Below are 20,765 nucleotides of genomic sequence, written 5' to 3' on the forward strand. Positions count from 1 at the left end.
TTCTCTTTTGTTATGCATCTTTCTGTATTTGAGGGAGGTCACAAGCGAACCTACTCTTCATGACCTTCGATATATAATTAGTGCTTTAGACCCGCATTAACTTGAGCTTGTAGTCGGGAATTGTCGAGAAATTGTATAGTTCTCAACGGTATAATGGGCGGGGACGCCACCAATATGGCGAATTTTACTAAATTATATTAGATGTGGTGGAGATGGCCAAGGAAAGGAGGCACAGCGACTGGCCTCTGCTCAAAATTTTAGGAGTGAGGAGATTTTCGCATTGAAACCAAAACGCAGTATAGGTAAAGCTACGATATCCTTCTGTCTGGCAGTCCTGCTTCTCTTGCAGACAGTGGTATTTCCTGCTGCTACATATGCGGACGTTGCATCCGGTTCGCCTGACGCGGCTGACTCACTGACGGTACCTGATGCGGTGAACGACGCGCCAGTCGAACCGCCAGCGGTAACTGACGCAGTGTATGATGTCCCGTCCTCTTTTGCGCTAACGGCCACGCCGGGCGACAAGACGGCGGTGTTGGCCAACGCCAATCCGACGTTTAATCTCACGGTGAAGCAGGGTAACCCTGCGGTTGTGATTCCGCTTGGAGGCGAGATTAACGGCCGGGAGGATTTTGTCCTTGAGCTGGATAATATCGCGGTGCCGACTATAGGCGACGATGTCAATGCTCCGCCTGAAAGCGTGATTCAGCAGGGGGATTATGCCATCCTGGATAAGGCGATCTACTTTCCGGATGTGAATTTGACACCTGCAGGCCCTTTAGCCATCAACGAGGGCAACCGGAAAATTGCAACCGTTCAGTTTTTTACCGATTCCATCAGAATTACGTTTGATGGCACAGAGGTATATGACGGCAGTAGACGCGACGTCAAAATCGGCTTCTCCGCTGCTGCCAAGGCTGCGGATCAGAGTCCGGGCGGCGGCGGCGATACGACCCTTTTCGGAGATGGATACAAGCTCCAAAACTCTGATTTGGTGCCGGAGTACAGCATTGACGTCAAGTCGGCAAGCAACGGTGGTGATAACAGTGAAATCAGCACCGCCCATTTTCAAGAAGGCATCATTACATGGCGGGTGGTAGTGACTGCTACCGACACAGACGATAAGACAATCCCCATGCCGCTGGATGGACTGACCTTCTCTGACCCGCTTGCGGATGTCGGTGTATATGTGCCTGGGTCCTTCAATGTAGATGGAGTTGCGGCAGATCCAATCTATGCTGCTGACCGCACAATTTCATATAAGTTCCCAGATGTATCCACGGTAGATAAAGTTAGGAACACGGCGACCATCACCTTCCAAACATGGATTCCCAAGGATAAGTATTACTATGAGAAGAACGGTGCATGGGATTCGTCTGGCTGGACTGCTGTGACCAACAGCGCAAAGCTATTGGGTGACAATGAGACCGATGTGAAGACTTCATCGAATACGCATCGGGTTGCTGTGCGTCCCAACTGGATTGTGGTGAGCGGCAAGCCTTCCAGAAGCGGCAACGATACTCTTATTACCTGGAATGTTGAGGTAAACAGGGCAATTAGCAATGGCCGGGTGCTCTCCAAAACCGGCTTGCAGAATGTTAAGATAACAGACATCCTGCCTGACGGGACAGAGTTTGAGTCGGCAACTTATAAGAACGGGGATAGTGGTGCAGTTACCCCAATTACCCGAAATGCCGCAGGCGAGTACGATATCGCAGGCGTCATCGGCGGAGATTTGGACGGCCCCCTCTATTTGACCGTTGTAACCAAGGTGTCAGACAGCAGCAAGTCAACCTTTGAATACAAGGCGCGCGCTAACTGGGAATTGGACGTTATGGATGGAGGAGATGCCATTCAGAACAATGATGCGACCGGTTGGACCGCTCCTGCTTCCGTTGTGGACATTTCGAGGGTTACCATCGGGGCACATGCTTTCACGAAAGTAGCCGAAGCAGACTCAAGCCTCGCGTACGCGCTGCACAACGTAGCCGGTGCGAAGTGGAAGATTAGTCTGACACTGCAGTACGATCTGGATAATCCGGTTGTCTATGATTTACTGATTCATGGTGATTCTCTTGCTGTATTGGATCATCTGGATACAAATCCGAATGTATCGCCGGAGACCTTGAATGCAATCAAGAGTCAAATCGACGACAAGCAGCTCTGGCAAAAGTATCGTAACAATTCGCTGACCGTGAGCAATGGGCTGACGGGTGAAGTGATCACCTTGACTGTAAATGGTGAGCCGGTCGCGGATCTTATCAAGGTAACTGGGTTTAAAGGAGAAGTAAGGGGTGATGTTTCATTCGAAACATTCACGACCAACCCGGACAACCTGTTCCGTCAAGATAGTAAAGGTGCGTGGAGCAATCGCGGCTTGCTCTTCGATGGTGACAGTTATCAGGCCAGATCTGATGCTACTGTAAAGAATTGGGTGCGAATGCTGAACAAGGAGATGCTGTATGCGAGTGCAGTTGACGAGAATGGCAATCCGCTAGGGAACATAGCTGCCGATTGGAACCGCAACTACAGCAACTGGAGCGCCAGTGTTTGGACGAGACCGATTGTCGTCAATGACCCGAATTTGTATTTGGACAACAGCCGTGGTGACAATTACGTTCTGGCAGGCTATGATCGCAAAGATAGAACGGTCACCTTCCGACTGGCAGTCAACATGCCGGGCTTCAATACAGAAGAGATGGCTAAAGACGGCGGCGTCCGCATAGCCAGCGACATCAAGCTAGTGGATACGTTGCCTGACGGATGGGAATTTGTAGATTATGCTCCCGGCGAAGCATATCGACTTTATAAAGGCAATACAGGTTATCATGGGAACGCTGGCTTGGGAAGACAAAGCGGCGGTGGTTATGGACAATATGCACAAGCAACAGAGATCATTCAGCCGAGCGATCCAAGACACGTGGTGAGCTTCACTAAGAACGGCAATGTAGGTTCTTTCTCCTTCTCCAAGCTGGAGAGTCCTTACGTCATTCTGGTGAAGGCGCGTCCAACCAATGCAGCGCTTGCGACCTATAATCTAGGCAATAATGATGCTGGTAAGAATCAGGCTGTGTTCTCCATGAAATGGGGAGACAAGCTGTATAGTGCCACCGAAGAGCACAGAATTATTGTGCCTATGAAGTCTCTAAGCAAGACGGGACAAAAGCCTGTTGCTGGTGTACAGGAATGGACCGTGAATTACACGCCACCGTTCGAGATGAAGCAAGGTGTCTATTTGCTGGATACCCTTGCCAACGGATTGAAGCTGCGCACAAATCCAGATGGCAGTCTATCTCTCGAACCTTCAGACATTGCTGTTTATCCTGGCAACCTGAAGCCGGATGGCACGCTGGAGCGTGACGGAGGACCGCTGAATCTTGCGGATCCGGATAGTGAGGTGAAGGTCACCGCGGGTACAGACCCAGCAACGGGGGGATCGACGCTCAGGTTTGATTTTGAAGACCCTAACAAGCTCTATCAGATCGTTTACCAGACCGAATCCCAGGGCATGCAGCCTGGAGCGGCCGGGAATTCCATCCGGCTGATGGGTGACGATACCCTTCCGCCGATCGAAGCACAGAGCAGTATTATGCTCGATACGAACGATGTGGCGGGAAGCTCTAATGAGAATGGTCTGCTCTATCTCTTGAAGGTTGGCCCCGACGGCAAAACACCGCTCAGTAAAGTAAAGTTCAGGTTGTTTAATCCTGACGGTACTCCAGCCCAGGCTATAGATGGCAAGCTGCTGGAGGAAAAAGAGACGGGCACGGACGGCAAGACGAATTTCATTATTCAGGTGCCGGGGGACTATGTACTCAAACAAACGTATATCGATCTCGAAACCTACTTGCCTACGACTACGGAATACCGGGTACGTATCATTGATGCGCCGGGCAAGCCTGTCCTTGTAGACGGCATCAAGGTGGATTCAAACAATCCGCTGATCGTGCCTACACCGGCCCAGGGCAAGCTCACCATCACCAATAAGGTGGAAGGCAACGGCAGCGATCCTGATAAGGATTTCGAGTTCACCGTAACCTTCACCGGCGAAGGTATGGATGGGGAGTACGCTTATAAGAAGCCGGATGATACGTATGGCACAATCAAGAGTGGTGACACAATCACCCTCAAAGATGGGCAATCTGTGGTGCTCCCTGCATTGCCTGCGGGCCTGATCTATACGGTTACAGAGGATGATTATACAACCGTTGATGGTTACACGACGGATCCGGAGACGAGAGAATGGTCCGGTACCATCGTGAATCAAGGTGACCATAAGGCAGACTTCGTTAACAAACGATACGTTCGCAATCTGATCGTCAGCAATACCGTTACAGGGGATGGCGCAGAATTGGATAAGCCGTTCAAGTATACGGTGACCTTTGACGGTACAGGAAAGGGTCAAGAGTACAACTACGAGCATTCAGACGGTACGACCGGCACGATCAAGTCCGGTGACACGTTCGAGCTCACGGATGGTGAGACCTTTACAATTCAGGATCTTCCAGAGAATTTGAAGTATACGATCACTCAGGAGGATTACCGGAACGACGGCTACGCGACTACACCTGAATGGTCTAATGAGGGAGTCATGGCGCGCGTCGATCGCCAGGCGGACTTCACCAATGAACGGACCGTGAACAAGCTGACGATCAGCAACATGGTCATGGGCAACGGCGGTGACAAGACGAAGACGTTCGAGTATACCGTCCTCTTTGAGGATACAGGCAAGGATGGAAGCTATACTTACGAGAAATCGGACGGCAGCACGGGCACGATCAAGTCCGGCGAATCCTTCACCCTTACCGATGGAGAGACATTGGAAATTGTGGGTCTGCCTAAGGATCTGAAATACACGGTAACGCAGAAGGACTACACAACGGACGAATACGTGACCCTGCCTAAAGAACGGTATTATACCGGGGTCATGGCGGGCCAAGATGAAATTGCTCCGTTCACGAACGTGCGAGTTATCGAAGGCGGCTTGATCATCAGCAACACAGTTGAAGGTAAAGACAACGACAAGGCCAAGCCGTTCAAGTACACGCTCACCTTCACAGGCGAGGGTGCGGACAAATCCTATGCCTATGAGAAGTCGGATGGCAGCACAGGAACGATCACGAGCGGAGACACCTTTGAGCTTACCGATGGTCAGATTTTCGTTATCGAAGGACTCCCGACTTATCTCAAGTACACGGTGACCCAGGATGATTATACGCAGGATGGCTATGTGACTAAGCCTGAAAGCTTCGAACACACAGGCACCATTCCGGAGAAATCAGACGCTGAGGCGCACTTTGTCAACATTCGCCCATATCTGGAAGGCGTACTGCGTGACAACAACACAGGCGAAGTCATTCCGAATGCACCGATCACGATTACGAATCTGAAGACAGGCGAGAAGCAGACGATTCAGACGAATGGGGAGGGTGAATATTCCGTCCCTGCCGAGGCGGACACCGACTACACGATCACGTATACGAAGGTGTATACAGTAGGCGGAAAAGATGTGCCTATCGAGTTCACGCAAAAAGCAAATGTGGACAGCAGTGTGACAGGCGAGACCGTGCCGGCGGATATTACGGCCGTAGGGATCGTTCTGTTCAAGCAGATGGACGGAACAACCGAGCTGTTCAATCCTTCGCTTACCAGTCAGATGCGCATCTACTTGAAGGATAAGGACGGCAATTATATTCAGGAGAACGGTCGCCCTAAGGCGTTCCCGCTGGCTTCGAACGGCACCTTCTCCATAGAAGACGAAGAGCTGAGAGCGCAGCAGTACACGATGGAAGTTCGCTATCTAGCTGACACGGGCGAGGAACTGCTCTTCAAGGTGACGCAGCTGGACGTGAAGGCTAACGGGGAGCTGAATATCTCCGAGGAGTTAGTCGACCCTTACGGTACGGTGTATGATGAAACGACAGGCGATGCCGTCACAGGCAAGAAAATTGAAGGAGCTATCGTAACCCTGTATTATGCGGATACGCAGCGGAATCGAGATAAAGGGCGTACTCCGGATACGAAGGTGACACTTCCTCCGGTTCCGAATTTCCCGCCACACGACAACAAGAGTCCAGAGCAGGATAGCGACGCAAATGGCTTCTATGCGTACATGGTATTCCCTGAAGCAGATTACTATCTGATCGTCACGAAGGAAGGATACGAGACGCACAGAAGTGATACGATTTCTGTCGATTATGACATTGTGAGATACGACGTACCAATGAAGCCGATCATTTCCGGCGGCGGACCGGGTCCTGTCAATCCTGCCCCAGAGCCGGAGAATCCAGGTCCTGTTAGCCCGGCCCCAGAGCCAGAGAATCCAGGTCCTGCCGACCCTGCTCCAGAGCCGGAGAACCCAGGTCCTGTCAGCCCTGCTCCAGAGCCAGAGAATCCAGGTCCCGTCAACCCTGCTCCAGAACCGGAGAATCCAGGTCCTGTTGATCCTGACCCTGTCAGCCCGGTTCCGAGTCAGCCTGGCAACATCGATAATGGATCTAACAACAGCGATCAGGTGACGGATCGCGAGGACAACGGCGCTGGTCATGACGGCGATGTAGCGGATAAGGATACGGGCAAAGGAAGTAACGAGCTGGACGATGCTCCGAAAACGGGAGACAACGGCCCATCGCCTATCGTCTACATGGTTCTGGCACTGATGTCCTTATTTACGATTGGATTCTGTTTATTCACAGGTAAGAAGAAGCAGCAAATTCAGTAAACGGAAAGGCGGTAAGAAGATGAGCAAGATTAAAAAAGTTCTTATCGCCGTTTCCTTCCTTGTGCTGGTATTTTCCCTTGTTAAGTTAGCGACAGCGTTCCTGGAGGGTTATGCCGAGCAGGGGAAAATCGATGAGCTGACCCAAATTTGGGAAGAATCGGACAAAGGAGAAGGGGAGGCGCTCCCCTCCCCTTTCATTATGAAAGCGAACGAGCCGGTCATGCTCCCCGAATTTCGAAAGCTCTACGAGAGGAACCCAGACATCGTCGGTTGGCTGAAGATCGACGGCACCCGAATTGAGTACCCGGTCATGCAGAATCTACAAGACGAGCAGTATTATCTCGAGCATGATTTCGATAAGAAGAAGAGCAATGGCGGCCTCCCCTTTTTGGACAAGCACAGCCGGATCCATGGTTCCGACATATTGCTGATTCATGGACATCATATGAAAAATGGCTGGATGTTCAAGGACTTGATGAAGTATAAGAAAGAAAGCTTCTATAAGGAGCATGCCACGTTCCAGTTCAGCACGCTTTACGAACAGGAAGAGTATGAGATTGTCGCCGTTATTCTGTCACAAGTGTATCGCAAATCGGATGATGTATTTAAATACTATCAGATCGAGAAGGTAAATACGCCCGCTGAGTTCGATTCGTATGTTCGGAATATCAAACAGCTTGCTCTTTACGAAACGGGGATCACCCCCCGTTATGGCGACAAGCTCATTGTATTGTCCACCTGCGAGTACTCGACCGAAAACGGTCGGTTGGCGGTGGTCGCTCGAAAGCTTAATTGACGATGTCGACATACAGCGTTCTAGCTGGAATAAATCGCGTTCTCCATTGGAGGGCGCGATTTTATTAGATTTCTAGAAAGTAATTCCCAGGTGTTGACAGGGGGCTTTATCCCATGTTAGGATCAACCTAATTGATACGAACGGAGGGGTTACGTGTGTTGAACTAATTCTTCGATATTCTTTGCACAATGAATTAAGCGGTGGTTTAAGGCTATTTAACGTGCAATCGTAATCGAAGAATGGTTTGCCTCATGGTAACCGGATTAGTTATATGCGACTGGGGATAGGGAATAATATCTCCGTTATGTCATATACAAGGATTTTAGGAGAACTCATTATATTGCGTTCATTCTCAAATTCTCTATTCGATTACAGCATGCACAGGCCAATAACCTGTGTTTTTTTATATTTCTATTAATCAGTGGAGGATTTAAATATGAACGAACGATTCATAAAAGTAGATGGAATTCATATATGTACAGACAGTTTTGGAGAGCCCGTTAATCCCGCCATTTTGTTGATTATGGGTGCCCAATCCTCAATGATTTGGTGGGAAGAAGAATTTTGCCAACGTTTGGCGGACACAGGGCGTTATGTCATTCGTTATGATAACCGCGATGTTGGACGTTCAACAACTTATGAGCCTGGTCACCCGGGCTATACATTTGAAGACATGGCTGATGATGCCGTTCGTGTATTGGATGCTTATAAGATTGAGCAAGCGCATATCATAGGCATGTCCATGGGCGGTATGCTGGCTCAAATGATTGCACTGCGGCACCCGGGAAGAGTTCTAACCATTACCCTCTTGGCAACGTCCAATTTTGCTCCGCATCTTCCTCCGATGGAGGAAAGGATTATGGATTTTTTCTCGAATATGGGGGTTATTGATTGGTCTGACAAACAATCGGTAGTCGAATTCGCAATCAATCGGTCCAAAATCTTAACGGGATCAAAGCATATTTGTAATGAGCAGAAAACAGGCATGCTGGCTGGAAAAGAGTTTGAAAGAAGTAACAATATAGCCAGCATGAGTAATCACGCCTTGGTGACTGGTGGAGAATCTTATCTGGCTCGGACGAGTGAAATCAACGTGCCCGCGCTCATTATACACGGTACAGAAGATCCCATTATCCCTTATGAACATGCAGAACATGTGGCCCAAGAAATTCCGGGCGCGGTTTTACTGACATTGGAAGGCGCAGGGCATGAACTTCATGAGGATGATTGGGATATCATCATCGATGCGGTTTCAGAGCTTACTTCAATGCCAAATTGAAAGCCCACAACTCTTGGTTCAATCCGATCACTCATCTCGACATTTAGGGTCGGCATTATTCATTAACAGGGAAGCGGAGAGGGCCTATTCAGAGGTCCCCTCCATTGTGCATTGAAGTGATCCGCGAAAGATATATAGGATTTCCGTCAATGGTTGCCGGATCCTATGAAGCGATGATATATTTTGGATAGATTTACGTCTATATCAATGAGAAAAATAATAATCGTTGAGAGAGGTGTGTTTCAACATGGGAACCACGAAGGTAAGCGTTGAAGCCGTGATTAAAGCACCGATTGAGAAGGTATGGACGTATTGGACGGAGCCCGAACACATTACAAAGTGGAATCAAGCATCTGAAGATTGGCATGCACCACGGGCTGAGAATGATTTGCGGGTCGGCGGGAAGTTCGTAACCCGAATGGAAGCAAAAGATGGCAGCATGGGATTTGACTTTTCCGGAGTGTATGACAACGTGAAGCCGCATACGTTGATTTCCTATACGATGGAGGATGGGAGAAGTGTTGAGATTGCCTTTCGATCCGAAGGAGAAGAAACGAAGGTCATTGAAACCTTTGACGCGGATAGCGCCCACCCTGTTGAATTTCAACAAGCTGGCTGGCAGGCGATCATGGACAATTTCAAAAGGTACACCGAATCACGCTAAGTAAGCCTCTGGGGGCGTATTTATTCGCAGAGGTTTCCATTTAGCTTCGGCTTATGTAAAAGCAGAAGGCACCCGATTTCATATCGGGTGCCTTCTTGAATGAAACTTCATATCTGCATTACTGTGCTTGCAGGCGCTGAATCCGGTCATCCAGGTCCGGATGCGAGGAGAACAGCATCATGCGCTTTTTCCCGCTGCTAATCTTCAGTGTGGCAAGGGATGAGGCCTCGCCTTCGTTGGCCTGATTCATATAGGCTTTAAGCGATTGGAGAGCATGGACCATTTTGTCCTTGCCGGCCAGATCGGCTCCTCCCCTGTCGGCATGATATTCGCGGTAGCGCGAGTAGGCCATGACCACCATGCTGCCGAGGATTGAGAATGCAATCTGGAACACGATCACAGCGATGAAATGAACGATCGGAGCCAGCTCTTCCTTGACAAGGCGGGATGCTGCCCATGCGGCGATGCGCGACAGGAACACCACGAACGTATTGACAACGCCCTGGAGCAGCGTCATGGTCACCATGTCGCCATTGGCGATATGAGCGACCTCATGGGCAACGACACCCTCTACAGCATCGCGGTCCATATTATCCAGCAGTCCGGTCGAGACAGCCACAAGCGAACGCTTCTTCGACGGTCCGGTTGCAAATGCGTTAACCTCTGGCGAATCATAGATGCCAACCTCCGGCATATGCATAAGACCAGCCGCCTTGGACAGGCGATCTACCATTTCGACGAGCTCGCGTTCTTCACTGGACAGATTGCCATGAGGGTCCAGAACTTGAACGTTCATCATCTTCTTGGCCATCCAGCGCGACATCGCTAACGAGATAAAGGCTCCCGTGAAACCGATGACGGCGCTGAAGGCGAGCAGCGAGCCCATGTTGAGGCCGCCTTGCTCATTAATATAGCCCCCGATGCCGAGCAGCGAGAGAATAATGCTGATCGTCACCAATACTAGAATATTCGTAAGAATGAAGAAAAAAATCCGTTTTGCCATGCGTCTCCTCCTAGCGCTTCTATTTGCACTTTGTTTCTACTATTTTAACATACTTTGCATGATGATCCCACGAGTTTTCGGGACCTTCGGCATCCGTCGGTGGCTTAAGACGTAAGAGGAGCCGTCCGATTAGGATTTGCGATCTGGTCAGCATGGCTCTCCAATGGGTTAAAGCACAACAATGATCATAAGCATACATTCAACGGGACTTATAATGGTATCAGGAGGGAGGCAAATGAATGAGTATATCCAACAGATGATCGATTGGATCGAAGAACATCTGAATGAGAAATTTTCGCTGGAGGACTTGGCTCGTTATATGGGGTATTCTCCGTATTATTGTTCTTTTAAATTTCATCAGGTAACAGGAATAAGCATGAGACGCTACATTCTTCTGAGAAGATTGTATTTATCTACAGAAGATTTAGCGAATCAGCGAAAAATTCTCGATGTGGCGCTGGATTATCATTATTCATCGCAGGAAGCCTACAGCAGGAGTTTTAAATCCGTATTTGGTGTCAGCCCAAGAGAATTTCAACGCCATCAAATGCCTGTTCAATCATTTGCCAAGCTCACAATATATCAGAGTGAGGACGGTCGTAGAATGAAAATAGCTAGAGAACATGAGGTTGAACAATTAAAGAAGAGGAAGATCGAATTATTCGACGACAATGTACTGAATATATTAAATGGTCAACTCATGTATGAGGCGTTTAAAAACAAAAAGCTCATGGGAGATTCTGATTATGCACCATTCAATGAAGCAATGTGTGTGAACGCCACGACATCATCTATTTTCGATCATGCTTTTATTAATACAAGAGCGGCAGGGCATCGTGAGTCCGTAGAAAATTACACCAACAAGGTCATAAGGCCCTTAGCTCCTTTGTTGGATAAACACTATGACTACATTGTTTTATGGTTTGGCGAAGACATGTTCTGCCAGATGAATCTTCTAACGCTCCTTGCTTATCTTGAACAGTCTCAGTATCAAGGTAAGGTGTTTTTTAATAGCTTTAGAGAGGATGAATTTAAAGTCAGCCAAACGGAGGTTCCTTTAGGAATCTATCATTCGGTCTATGAAGAAGTATTGGTCCAGCACAGGAATCCAAGCAATGAGCTGCTCCCCGTGATGTACCAGGCGATAGAGCTGTTCTTAGAGATGCAGAAAGAAGATAATCCAGTAATAAAATATATCTCAAACCATAAACACCTGCCTACAACGGAACTGCTGAAGCGATTATTTGAGGTTTTCCCAAACGTGGGATATGGAGATGCGCAGTATTTAGAGCTGATTCGCAAGGTAGAATGAACGGCCTTGTTGCTTCCGCGGTAAGCTTGTTATTCCTGCAGCTGTTATAATTATACAATATTCATATGCGTTTCAATTGCGAGAAACCAAAGGAGGGGCAAGGGTGGCAAAATGGGACAATATGCTGTCCATGCTATGGATGCTGCGGACCGGAAGGAAGCTCACAGCTGCGCAGATTGCAGACCATTTAGAGATCAGCGTCCGCACGGTGTACCGGTATATCGATGCATTATGCGCAAGTGGCGTGCCGGTGGTCGCGGAATCGGGACATGACGGCGGGATTCGCATTCTGGAGAGCTTCAAGGATACGCCGCCGTTGTTCTTCAGCGCCGAAGAGTTGAAGGCGCTGATGGATGCGTTTAAATTTGCCCAAGGTGCAGGCTATCCATATACGGAGGAGATTCTCAGCGTGCTTACGAAGGTGGAGAACGGGCTGCACGAAGAGCTGCACCATGATCTGTCCCGCCGAACGAGCGGCCTCGATGTGATTTCTCCGGCGCGGCCGCCCTCCCTCATTCCGCTGCTCAGGGAGCTCGAGCAGGCAGTGAAGGATGGGCGCACGGTCCGTATCGCTTATCGCAAAGCGAATGCGGAGCAGGAGGATGAACGTGAAGTCGATCCGTACGGGCTCGCATACGACCGGAACGAGTGGTACATCGTCGCGTTGTGCCACCGGTCGCAGGCGGTCCGAACGTTTCGCGTGGACCGAATTGCGCAGCTGATACCGACCGGGGCGCTGTTCGAGAAGCCTGAGCGCTTCTCCGCGTCCGCCTATTTCCGCGACCAGTCCAACCGGGATCGTGAGGCGGACGGACCGTTGACGGTCATCCGCATTGAGGGAGGGCAAGATGCGCTGAACGCGATTTGCCACCACTGGCATCTGCGCCATTATCTGACGGAACGTACTGATCGGGAGGCGCGGTTTCTGATCGATGCTCCGACGATGAACAAGTACCTTCCGATGTATCTGATGACGTTTGGTCCGGTTATTCGTGTCCGGGAACCGCTGGAGTTGAAGCGCCGGATTCGGGAAATGGCAAGCAGCATCGTACAGCTCTATGAGGATGTTGATCTCGTTTGAACTTCACTGACAGCCGTTGTCAGCGAACCGGGTATACGATAGAGACAGGACTTCGATAGCTTAACGACTAAAAGGATAAGGAAGGTGCATTATTCATGCTTAGACACTCAGATCAGTTATACGATTATCATGTGTGGGCGAACGATCGGGTGTTCGCTCATCTGGAGCAGCTTCCGGAGGAAGTGTTTCATGCGGAAGTCACAAGCGTGTTTCCGTCCATATCACAAGCACTCGGACATATCTACTTGTTTGATCAGCTATATCTGGATGTGCTCGGGGAAGTTCCGAATGAGGAGATTTTTGTGAAGATGCCAGGTTGGAAGGAGGAAACGCAGGGCAAGTCGGTAGGGGAGATGCGCCAGCTATTTGCGAACGTCACGGAGCGGTACCGCGACTTACTGCGTCGCATACCCGACCCCGACAAGGCGATGACGATCGAGCATCCACGATACGGACGTCTCGATACGCGTTTCTCCGACATCCTGCAGCATGTGGTGAATCACGGGACGTATCACCGAGGCAATGTCACGGCTATTCTGAGGCAGCAAGGGCATCCCGGGGTCCCGACTGATTATTTATTTTATTTGATGGAGCGGCAGGGATAACCGCTGGAATCGGCCCATGATTTATGGGCGGCTTTGCATGTTGATCCCTTGTGATCAAGTCGTGAAACGGGCGGAGGAGGCGAAGATGTTTCCCTCCTGCCCGTTTTGGGTTCCCTCTTATTCTTGAATCCGAATCTATACCTGGTCCTAGTGGTCATCCCCTTCTCTCAAACCACTTCTCCCTGAACGAAAGGGATAGCGATGCAAGGAGGGGGAGAAGACGGGACTTCTGTTTCCCTCATATCCATCCGTTCACCGCCTGCTTGGACGATATGAAGCTGCCTAGCTGCTTCCGCTTAGTGCGGGTGTGGTAGTGAACCTTTGTTCAACCTCATGCTATTGGAGTGTGACCTCAGGGTTGAGTGTGATTTCAAAGGCGCGCCACCAGATGAAATCCGGATTGTCGTAAGCAAGGCAAGCGCTGCTGTATTCTGCCAACGTCCACGCACACCCGTTTATCTCCTTGACACTGCATGCCGGAGCGGAGGTGCCGATTAGGAAAGCGTTCCTTCCGGCCAGTGTTGTCGTATGAATCTGCATTTGATCCCGGAGGATCGTGAACACATGCTGGTAAGCTGACTCCGTGTTAAAGAGACGCATGTTCTGATCAGCGAACGAGGCTTGCAGATTATCATAACGAATATGGCTTGGCGTTCTGGAATAGCTCCGGACTTCGGCTATAGCTAGCCTTTTATAGTAGTAATCCTTCAAAAACCGTTTGAACAGCAGCGATCCATGCGCGTTAACGGCCGACTTCAGCTCGGAGGCAGCGGTCTCTGTGACCAAGAAAGCATACCGTGCTTGCCCCATGCCAAGCGAGAGGCCCATAATGTTCCCGGCCGTATTCCATGCGCTATAACCCAGCAACCGTCCCGTATAATTGCTATCCAGCAGCGGTTCCGTAACCGCCTGATTGGCTGCGCCTCTTCCGGTGAAATCCATAACTACCGTTGCTATGGAGCTTTCTCCATTGGCATCGATACGGTTTACGGCACTGGACACCTGGGTTTCGTCTGTAATCGCCACAATTTCAATGTCTGGTGTGCTGTCTACATATAGGCCGTCAATCACATCGATATGACGAAGAATGTTGTGATGTACAGTCATGTATTCATAGTTGTTGATGATTGTGGAACCATGAGGACCGTAATATTGGATGGAAATTTTCGTTTTACTGCCTCCGCGATGCAGTTGATTAGCCATCCGTGCTACCAGCGAGTGACCCAGCCCGTCTGCATCAGGCAAAATAACAGCACGATCCGGATTCTGCCCCTCGCAACCGCCTAGATAAGTGTCAATGTAGTTCTCGACAAATCTAATTTCATTGATTTGCACACCTTCCTTGTTGGCATCGTCGACACCAATGGCCAGGAAATCGATATAACCGTGACGTACAAGCTGGTCGAGTACATAGTAGTTCGTTTTAAACTTATGTTGTCTAGTGTTATAGTAATGGCTTTTATTAAAATGAATGGTTTCGCCCAGCTCCGTGCCATCACTGGATACATTATAACCGCTCACAATGTCGCCAAAGTCTGTATATTCTCTTCGAGCTATACCCATGAAGCTACGAGACTCGGTGTACGCATCGTAAGAGAGTCCTTCCACATAAGAGGTGGTAGCGAGTCGCATAATGGTATCAAGCACATAGACCGGCTTGTCCGGATAAAGCTGTTTAATCTCACGGATCACATCAAGCAAGTCCGTGGTCTCCGAATCATAATGGGGATACGTCCCTGTTCCGCTTGTACGCAAACGTCTACTGCCGATTAACCCTCCATAAACAAGCATATCGATCGAAATAATGAAGCCCTGGACGGAAGAGGCATGGCGCTTTATGAACTGACGAATTTGTTCCGGTTTACCATAACTAGGAGCCGAGGTACCTATAAGCTGGGTGCCCGAAGCGTCTGCGACCGAATCAATTCGGTTGCGGATATCGTCCGCATTTGGCGTAATGAGGTTTAAGCCTGATGCTTGTCCCAATGTGATGACATCATCGAGGTTTACCGGACGATCATCCAAGGGTACATACAATACATTTTTCATTGGTCAACTCTCCTTTGATGATTGTGAAGTGGTATTCATTATATATATAGATAAATCTTTTGTTTCATTAACAATCATAAATTGTGTATTTATGAACTTTAGCATCAATAAAAAGGAGACCGGGGAAGTGCGAAGAATCATTTTAATAAGGGAGAGGTGAATGAGGAATGGATAAAAAAGCAGCGGCTATTGCAGCGAATGAAATGCCTGAAGGAACGCAGGTGATTTACGGACAGTACGCCGAACGAGGGGCTTATTATTCCTGTTCTTACCGGCCGGATATCGTATATGCCCAGTACGGGGATGTACAGAGACGGCTTCAGATTATTATGCCGCATCGTGCGGGGGCTCGTTTTCCTTTAGTTGTCTTCGTTCAAGGCTCGGCTTGGAGGAAACAAGACATTCATGTCAACATTCCAAACCTGTGCCATATTGCAGCGAAAGGGTATGTGGTAGCCAGTGTGGAGATTAGAGAGTCGGACATAGCGCCGTTCCCGGCCGCTCTTGAAGATGTGAAATGCGCGATCCGGTTTATGCGCACGAACGCAGCAGAGTACGGGGTCGATCCCAAGCGGGTTGCGGTATGGGGAGATTCATCGGGCGGGCACCTTGCCTTAATGACGGGACTTACCATAGGCGAATATGATAACGGCCTGTATAGTGAGCAGACAGATGAGGTGTGTGCAGTCATCGACTATTATGGCGTTACGGATCTGCTTACTCTAGGGAAGTATAATGACATTCTTGACCATGATGCAGCCGATTCACCAGAAGGGTTATTCATTGGAGGAAGAGTGCCGGACCACGTGGAACTGGCGAAGAAGGCTAGCCCCTTCCATCAGGATCTGGATAAGAAACTCCCACCATTTCTCATCATGCATGGAGACAGCGATAACATTGTCCATGTGAATCAGAGCATAGCGATGTACAAAGCGCTCCAGGAGCATGGACAGAGCGTGGTGTTCTATAAGGTGCTAGGTGCGGATCATGGGACAGGCTTTTGGAATCCGCAGGTGCTGGAGATAACGGAGAGATTCTTGTCAGCCCATTTATATCGTCCCATCCTTGATCCACCGCAATTTCAGCATGATCAGCATGAGGAATGAAATAAGTTGTACAGTGAGCCTTCCATCATACGTGGGGGGGCTTTCTTTTTCAGCGGGAACTTGCTATGATGAAATCACTTATTAAACGCGTTTAATAAGTCTCCGGAAGGATGGGATATTGTGCAATACAAGAAGCATTGGTCGATTCGGAAGATAAGAATTGGTAATGAAATCTGAATGGAGTCTAAGAATGGGAGCACACACAGGATGAGTACGCTTTTGTTATTGATAATTTATTTGGCCTTTATCAGCCTTGGGCTGCCCGATTCTCTGATAGGCGCATCGTGGCCTGTGATGCGGCAGGAGCTGGGCGCACCGATCGGAATGGCAGGACTGCTGTCGATGATGGTGACGGCGGGCACGATTGTATCCAGCTTGGTGAGTGGATTCGTTGTAAGCCGGTTTGGCACAGGCCGCGTGACGCTGGCGAGCTGCATTATGACGGCTGCGGCGCTGATAGGATTTTCTTATGCGCCATCGATCGCGTGGCTGATCGTGTGCGCCATTCCGCTCGGGCTCGGTGGAGGCGCGGTCGATGCCGCGCTGAATCATTATGTAGCGGCGCGCTATAAAGCCCACCATATGAGCTGGCTGCATTGTTTCTGGGGCATCGGAGCGACGGCCGGTCCGATGATTATGGCTGCATATTTGTCCGGAAATGCATCTTGGAGAGAGGGATATTTTGCCGTAGGGAGTATACAGTTTGCGCTGGTGATCATTCTGTTCGTTTCGCTCCCTTTATGGGGCTATATCGCCAAGCATCACTCCGGAGGTACGGAACGGCAGCCATCGGGCGGGCAGGAGCCCCACGATCTTACGGCGGGGAGCAAGCTTAAGAATGCAAGGGGAGTCAAATATGCCTTGGCCGCCTTTCTATTCTACTGCGGAGTGGAGACAACGGTGGGTCTGTGGGGGAGCAGCTATCTGGTCAGGGTACACGGGCTTCCGGCTGAGGAAGCCGCATTGTGGGTTTCGATATACTATGCGGGCATCACGATCGGAAGGTTCATCACCGGATTCATCACGTTCAAGGTCAGCAATCTGCTGCTCATTCGAACAGGTCAGATTATGACCTTTGTCGGCGGACTGCTTCTGTTGCTGCCGCTTCCGCCAGGCTTCGCGCTAAGCGGATTGCTGATGATCGGACTAGGACTCGCACCGATCTATCCGAGCATGCTGCATGAGACCCCTGCCCGATTCGGTGAGCGGCATGCAGGGAAGATCATGGGGTATCAGATGGCTGTTGCCTATACGGGGACGACGCTGTTGCCTCCGTTTCTGGGGGTGTTGGCCGGTTATACAACAATCGGCATATTCCCGCTCTATATCCTGTTTCTCGTTGCGGGAATGCTGTTATTCTCTGAAATTCTGAATTTCCTGATCAAGGGACGGAGTGAGGAAGGCCAAACCTGAGTCGATCGTGGTTCGAAAGGGAATAGAAACAACGGAGCACAATAATACCCCGGCGATCTTCGCCGGGGTATGTTATGTAATATGGAATTGCGCATACAAAAACACTGTGGTATGATAAAAAAACCGCCACTGCATCTTTTTGAAAAGATCATAAATAACCCATCTTATCTTTAATTTAATCTTAGCATCTGGTGCGGTGGTTTGTCAAATGTTTTTTTCGGAATAATCTGAAGGGGAGTGTGCGCTCGCATATGGTCAATGAGCAGGATTGGATTCAGGAACAGGAACGGCTGCATGTCGTAACGCAAAAGCTGCAAGCAAGAATTGCTGAGCTGGAGCCGGAGGTAGCTGGACTACAGAGTCACACGGCGGAAATTCGCCGACGCTTCTGGGAGGAAGTGACGGTGAATACAAGCACGGATGAGGATCTTGAAGAGACATTCTACAGCATTAAACAGCAGGAGGCATTGTTATCAGAGCGGGAGCGAAGCTACCGGCTGCGCGTGCAGCAATGGCACAACTTGAACCGGCTGCTCAAGTCGCCCTACTTCGGACGCATCGACTTCCAGGAGGATGGGCTCGGCTATCGTGAACAAATCTATATCGGTGTGTCCTCGTTCGTGGAGTCGGACGGGTTGAATTTTCTGATCTATGACTGGCGTACCCCCATTGCGAGCATGTATTACGATGCTTCCCCTGGACCTGCTGCATACGACACACCTGGCGGACGGATCACGGGAACGATGGAATTGAAGCGTCAATACCAGATTAAGGATGGTCAGCTTCTTAACGTGTTCGATACAAGCTTAACGATTGGCGACCAATTGCTGCAGCAGGTGCTGGGCAAGGGTGCGGACACACAAATGAAGAGCATCGTGGCTACCATCCAGAAGGAGCAGAATGCGATCATCCGTGACGACACCAGCCGAATGCTGATTGTGCAAGGGGCGGCAGGCAGCGGGAAAACCTCGGCGGCCCTGCAACGGGTCGCTTACTTGCTCTATAAACACCGGGAACGGTTAAAGGCAGACCAAATCGTTCTGTTCTCGCCCAATCCGATGTTTAACAGCTATGTATCAACCGTCCTTCCGGAGCTTGGCGAGGAAAATATGCAGCAGGCGACGTTTCAGGAATATCTGGAATACGGACTGGGTACAGGGCTGAAGTTGGAGGACCCGTTCGACCAGATCGAATACGTGTTGACAGAGCAGCACACACGCCAATACGAGGCCCGTCTGAAGGGGATTGCATATAAAGCTTCCGCGGAATTCCTCCAAGCGCTGAAGAATTATTCAGTGTGGCTAGGACGTGAAGGCATGTGCTTCAACAGCATCCGGTTTCGGGATCGCGAACTGATCGCTGCGAAACGGATGGAAGAACAGTTCTACAGCTATGATCCCTCCATCCGCCTGGCCAATCGCGTAGCGATGCTGCAGGAGTGGCTGCTGAAGGAGCTAACCTTGCTGGAGCGTAAGGAGCGGGAGGAGGATTGGGTCCAGGAGGAGCTGAATTACCTCGACAATGAGCAGTACGATGCCGTCCACAAAGAGCTGCACCAAGAGCGCGGGGTCTTCGATTTCGCCGAGCAATATGAGCAAATTCAGGAGAAGCTGCAGAACAAACGCCGCCGTGATGAAGGCGACTTCGATTATGCCGAACGGGAGGAAGAGCTGCTCGTCCGCGAGATTGTGAAGGCGCAGTTTCTACCGCTGAGACGAAGTGTAAAACGGATGGCGTTCATTGACATGCTCGGGTTGTATGCCCAGCTGTTTGGAAGCCAGGACGCATATACGAGAATGACGGGCGGGGCAGAAGTTCCGGAGTTATGGGCGGACATAGGCGAGCAGACCAGGGAGAAGCTAGGCCGATATGAACTGTTTTACGAGGATGCCACGCCGTTTCTGTATCTAAAAGAGCTGGTTGAGGGCATGCGCATGAACACGGAGGTCCGGCATGTCTTCGTTGATGAAGGGCAGGATTACTCCATGTTTCAATACGAATTTCTCAAGAAGCTGTTTCCCCATGCCCGCATGACGGTGCTTGGCGATTTCGGTCAGGCCATCTTCACACAGGCAACGGAGCTCTATGGCACGAACTCACCCTTGCTCCGGTTATATGGCGAGTCAGACACCCGGCTGATTCGGCTTGTGCGCAGTTATCGCTCCACCCGTGAGATTGTGGAATTCACCCGAGCGCTGCTGCCGGGCGGTCAGGATATCGTGCCTTTTGACAGAAGGGGGGCGAAGCCGCTTCTTATCAAGGCAAGCAGCAGCGGGGACCTGGTCATGCGAATGGCAGAGGATCTTGCGGCGCTTGAGGCCGAGGGCTACCAATCCATTGCTGTCATTACGAAGACCGCCGCCGAGAGCAGCGAAGCCTGGCATCGTCTAGAAGAGAGCGGTGCGTCCGTGCGGTTGGTCACGAAACAGACGCCTACCTTCGAGCATGGGGCGGTCGTCTTGCCCGCCTATCTGGCCAAAGGTGTTGAGTTCGACGCCGTTCTGATCTATGACGCCTCGGCACGGGTCTATCACCGGGAACGGGAGCGCAAGCTCTTTTATACGGCCTGCACTCGTGCTATGCACCGGTTACAGTTATATACGTCAGGGGAGTGGTCGCCATTCATTCAGGCGCTGGATGCATCGCTGTATGAGGTCCGGGCTGAAGGCGAGGGAGATTCCTCCGAAGTACCGGCAGAAGGCCGTTGAGGCCCATGACGGCTGTGCGCTGATCGTC

General features: G+C 50.3%; 12 protein-coding genes. 10 read left to right on the top strand and 2 right to left on the bottom strand.

All coding sequences use genetic code 11. From position 1 onward, the window contains the following. The first annotated feature begins 280 nt into the window (after positions 1–280). From MKX64_RS10670 to MKX64_RS10685, 4 genes are all read left to right on the top strand, one after another. Positions 281–6,721 carry a DUF7601 domain-containing protein gene (locus MKX64_RS10670; RefSeq protein ID WP_341035752.1) on the top strand — a complete coding sequence of 2,147 codons (6,441 nt, stop codon included), beginning with the start codon at positions 281–283 and terminating at the stop codon, positions 6,719–6,721. Positions 6,722–6,740: 19 nt separating this feature from the next. Continuing rightward, positions 6,741–7,517: a class B sortase gene (gene srtB, locus MKX64_RS10675; protein ID WP_095266754.1), complete on the top strand. Its 777-nt coding sequence runs from the start codon at positions 6,741–6,743 to the stop codon at positions 7,515–7,517. Between the two features lie 436 nt (positions 7,518–7,953). Beyond that, positions 7,954–8,796, top strand: coding sequence for an alpha/beta fold hydrolase (locus MKX64_RS10680; protein WP_095267991.1), 843 nt, complete (start codon positions 7,954–7,956; stop codon positions 8,794–8,796). Positions 8,797–9,043: 247 nt separating this feature from the next. Further along, a complete protein-coding gene (locus MKX64_RS10685; protein ID WP_155619049.1) occupies positions 9,044–9,460 on the top strand; it encodes an SRPBCC family protein in 417 nt (138 codons plus the stop codon). A 118-nt stretch (positions 9,461–9,578) separates the two neighbouring features. Here MKX64_RS10685 and htpX read toward each other — a convergent pair whose 3' ends face one another. Next, the gene (gene htpX, locus MKX64_RS10690; protein WP_095267993.1) at positions 9,579–10,463 is read right to left on the bottom strand and encodes a protease HtpX; all 885 of its coding nucleotides are present in this window, start codon (positions 10,461–10,463) and stop codon (positions 9,579–9,581) included. Between the two features lie 235 nt (positions 10,464–10,698). Here htpX and MKX64_RS10695 point away from each other — a divergent pair, with 235 nt between their 5' ends. The 3 genes from MKX64_RS10695 to MKX64_RS10705 all read left to right on the top strand — a co-directional run bounded on the left by MKX64_RS10695 (position 10,699) and on the right by MKX64_RS10705 (position 13,461). Further along, entirely contained in the window at positions 10,699–11,775 is a 1,077-nt protein-coding gene (locus tag MKX64_RS10695) for a helix-turn-helix domain-containing protein (protein ID WP_095398770.1), read from the top strand. A gap of 103 nt (positions 11,776–11,878) precedes the next feature. Next, positions 11,879–12,856, top strand: a complete 978-nt coding sequence (locus tag MKX64_RS10700; protein ID WP_095398771.1) for a helix-turn-helix transcriptional regulator — start codon at positions 11,879–11,881, stop codon at positions 12,854–12,856. 95 nt (positions 12,857–12,951) lie between these two features. Further along, the gene (locus MKX64_RS10705; RefSeq protein ID WP_095267996.1) at positions 12,952–13,461 is read left to right on the top strand and encodes a DinB family protein; all 510 of its coding nucleotides are present in this window, start codon (positions 12,952–12,954) and stop codon (positions 13,459–13,461) included. 336 nt (positions 13,462–13,797) lie between these two features. Here the strand turns inward: MKX64_RS10705 and MKX64_RS10710 are convergent, their stop codons facing one another. Continuing rightward, the gene (locus MKX64_RS10710; RefSeq protein ID WP_341035755.1) at positions 13,798–15,510 is read right to left on the bottom strand and encodes a DUF4127 family protein; all 1,713 of its coding nucleotides are present in this window, start codon (positions 15,508–15,510) and stop codon (positions 13,798–13,800) included. A gap of 167 nt (positions 15,511–15,677) precedes the next feature. Here MKX64_RS10710 and MKX64_RS10715 point away from each other — a divergent pair, with 167 nt between their 5' ends. The 3 genes from MKX64_RS10715 to helD all read left to right on the top strand — a co-directional run bounded on the left by MKX64_RS10715 (position 15,678) and on the right by helD (position 20,737). Beyond that, positions 15,678–16,616, top strand: a complete 939-nt coding sequence (locus MKX64_RS10715) for an alpha/beta hydrolase (protein ID WP_341035756.1) — start codon at positions 15,678–15,680, stop codon at positions 16,614–16,616. 207 nt (positions 16,617–16,823) lie between these two features. Continuing rightward, positions 16,824–18,029 (top strand): MFS transporter, encoded by a 1,206-nt coding sequence (locus MKX64_RS10720; protein ID WP_095398774.1) that lies wholly within the window; start codon positions 16,824–16,826, stop codon positions 18,027–18,029. Between the two features lie 251 nt (positions 18,030–18,280). Further along, complete coding sequence (helD, locus tag MKX64_RS10725) at positions 18,281–20,737, top strand: RNA polymerase recycling motor HelD (RefSeq protein ID WP_095268000.1); 2,457 nt, start codon at positions 18,281–18,283, stop codon at positions 20,735–20,737. The last annotated feature ends 28 nt before the right edge of the window (positions 20,738–20,765 follow it).

The sequence above is a fragment of the Paenibacillus sp. FSL M8-0334 genome (assembly GCF_038000405.1).
In the GTDB taxonomy this organism is placed as follows: domain Bacteria; phylum Bacillota; class Bacilli; order Paenibacillales; family Paenibacillaceae; genus Paenibacillus_AQ; species Paenibacillus_AQ campinasensis.

Coding starts and splice junctions, on each gene's coding strand:
- srtB (WP_095266754.1), top strand. CDS start 6,741: ATGAGCAAGATTAAAAAAGTTCTTATCGCCGTTTCCTTCCTTGTGCTG.
- MKX64_RS10680 (WP_095267991.1), top strand. CDS start 7,954: ATGAACGAACGATTCATAAAAGTAGATGGAATTCATATATGTACAGAC.
- MKX64_RS10685 (WP_155619049.1), top strand. CDS start 9,044: ATGGGAACCACGAAGGTAAGCGTTGAAGCCGTGATTAAAGCACCGATT.
- htpX (WP_095267993.1), bottom strand. CDS start 10,463: ATGGCAAAACGGATTTTTTTCTTCATTCTTACGAATATTCTAGTATTG.
- MKX64_RS10695 (WP_095398770.1), top strand. CDS start 10,699: ATGAATGAGTATATCCAACAGATGATCGATTGGATCGAAGAACATCTG.
- MKX64_RS10705 (WP_095267996.1), top strand. CDS start 12,952: ATGCTTAGACACTCAGATCAGTTATACGATTATCATGTGTGGGCGAAC.
- MKX64_RS10710 (WP_341035755.1), bottom strand. CDS start 15,510: ATGAAAAATGTATTGTATGTACCCTTGGATGATCGTCCGGTAAACCTC.
- MKX64_RS10715 (WP_341035756.1), top strand. CDS start 15,678: ATGGATAAAAAAGCAGCGGCTATTGCAGCGAATGAAATGCCTGAAGGA.
- MKX64_RS10720 (WP_095398774.1), top strand. CDS start 16,824: ATGAGTACGCTTTTGTTATTGATAATTTATTTGGCCTTTATCAGCCTT.
- helD (WP_095268000.1), top strand. CDS start 18,281: ATGGTCAATGAGCAGGATTGGATTCAGGAACAGGAACGGCTGCATGTC.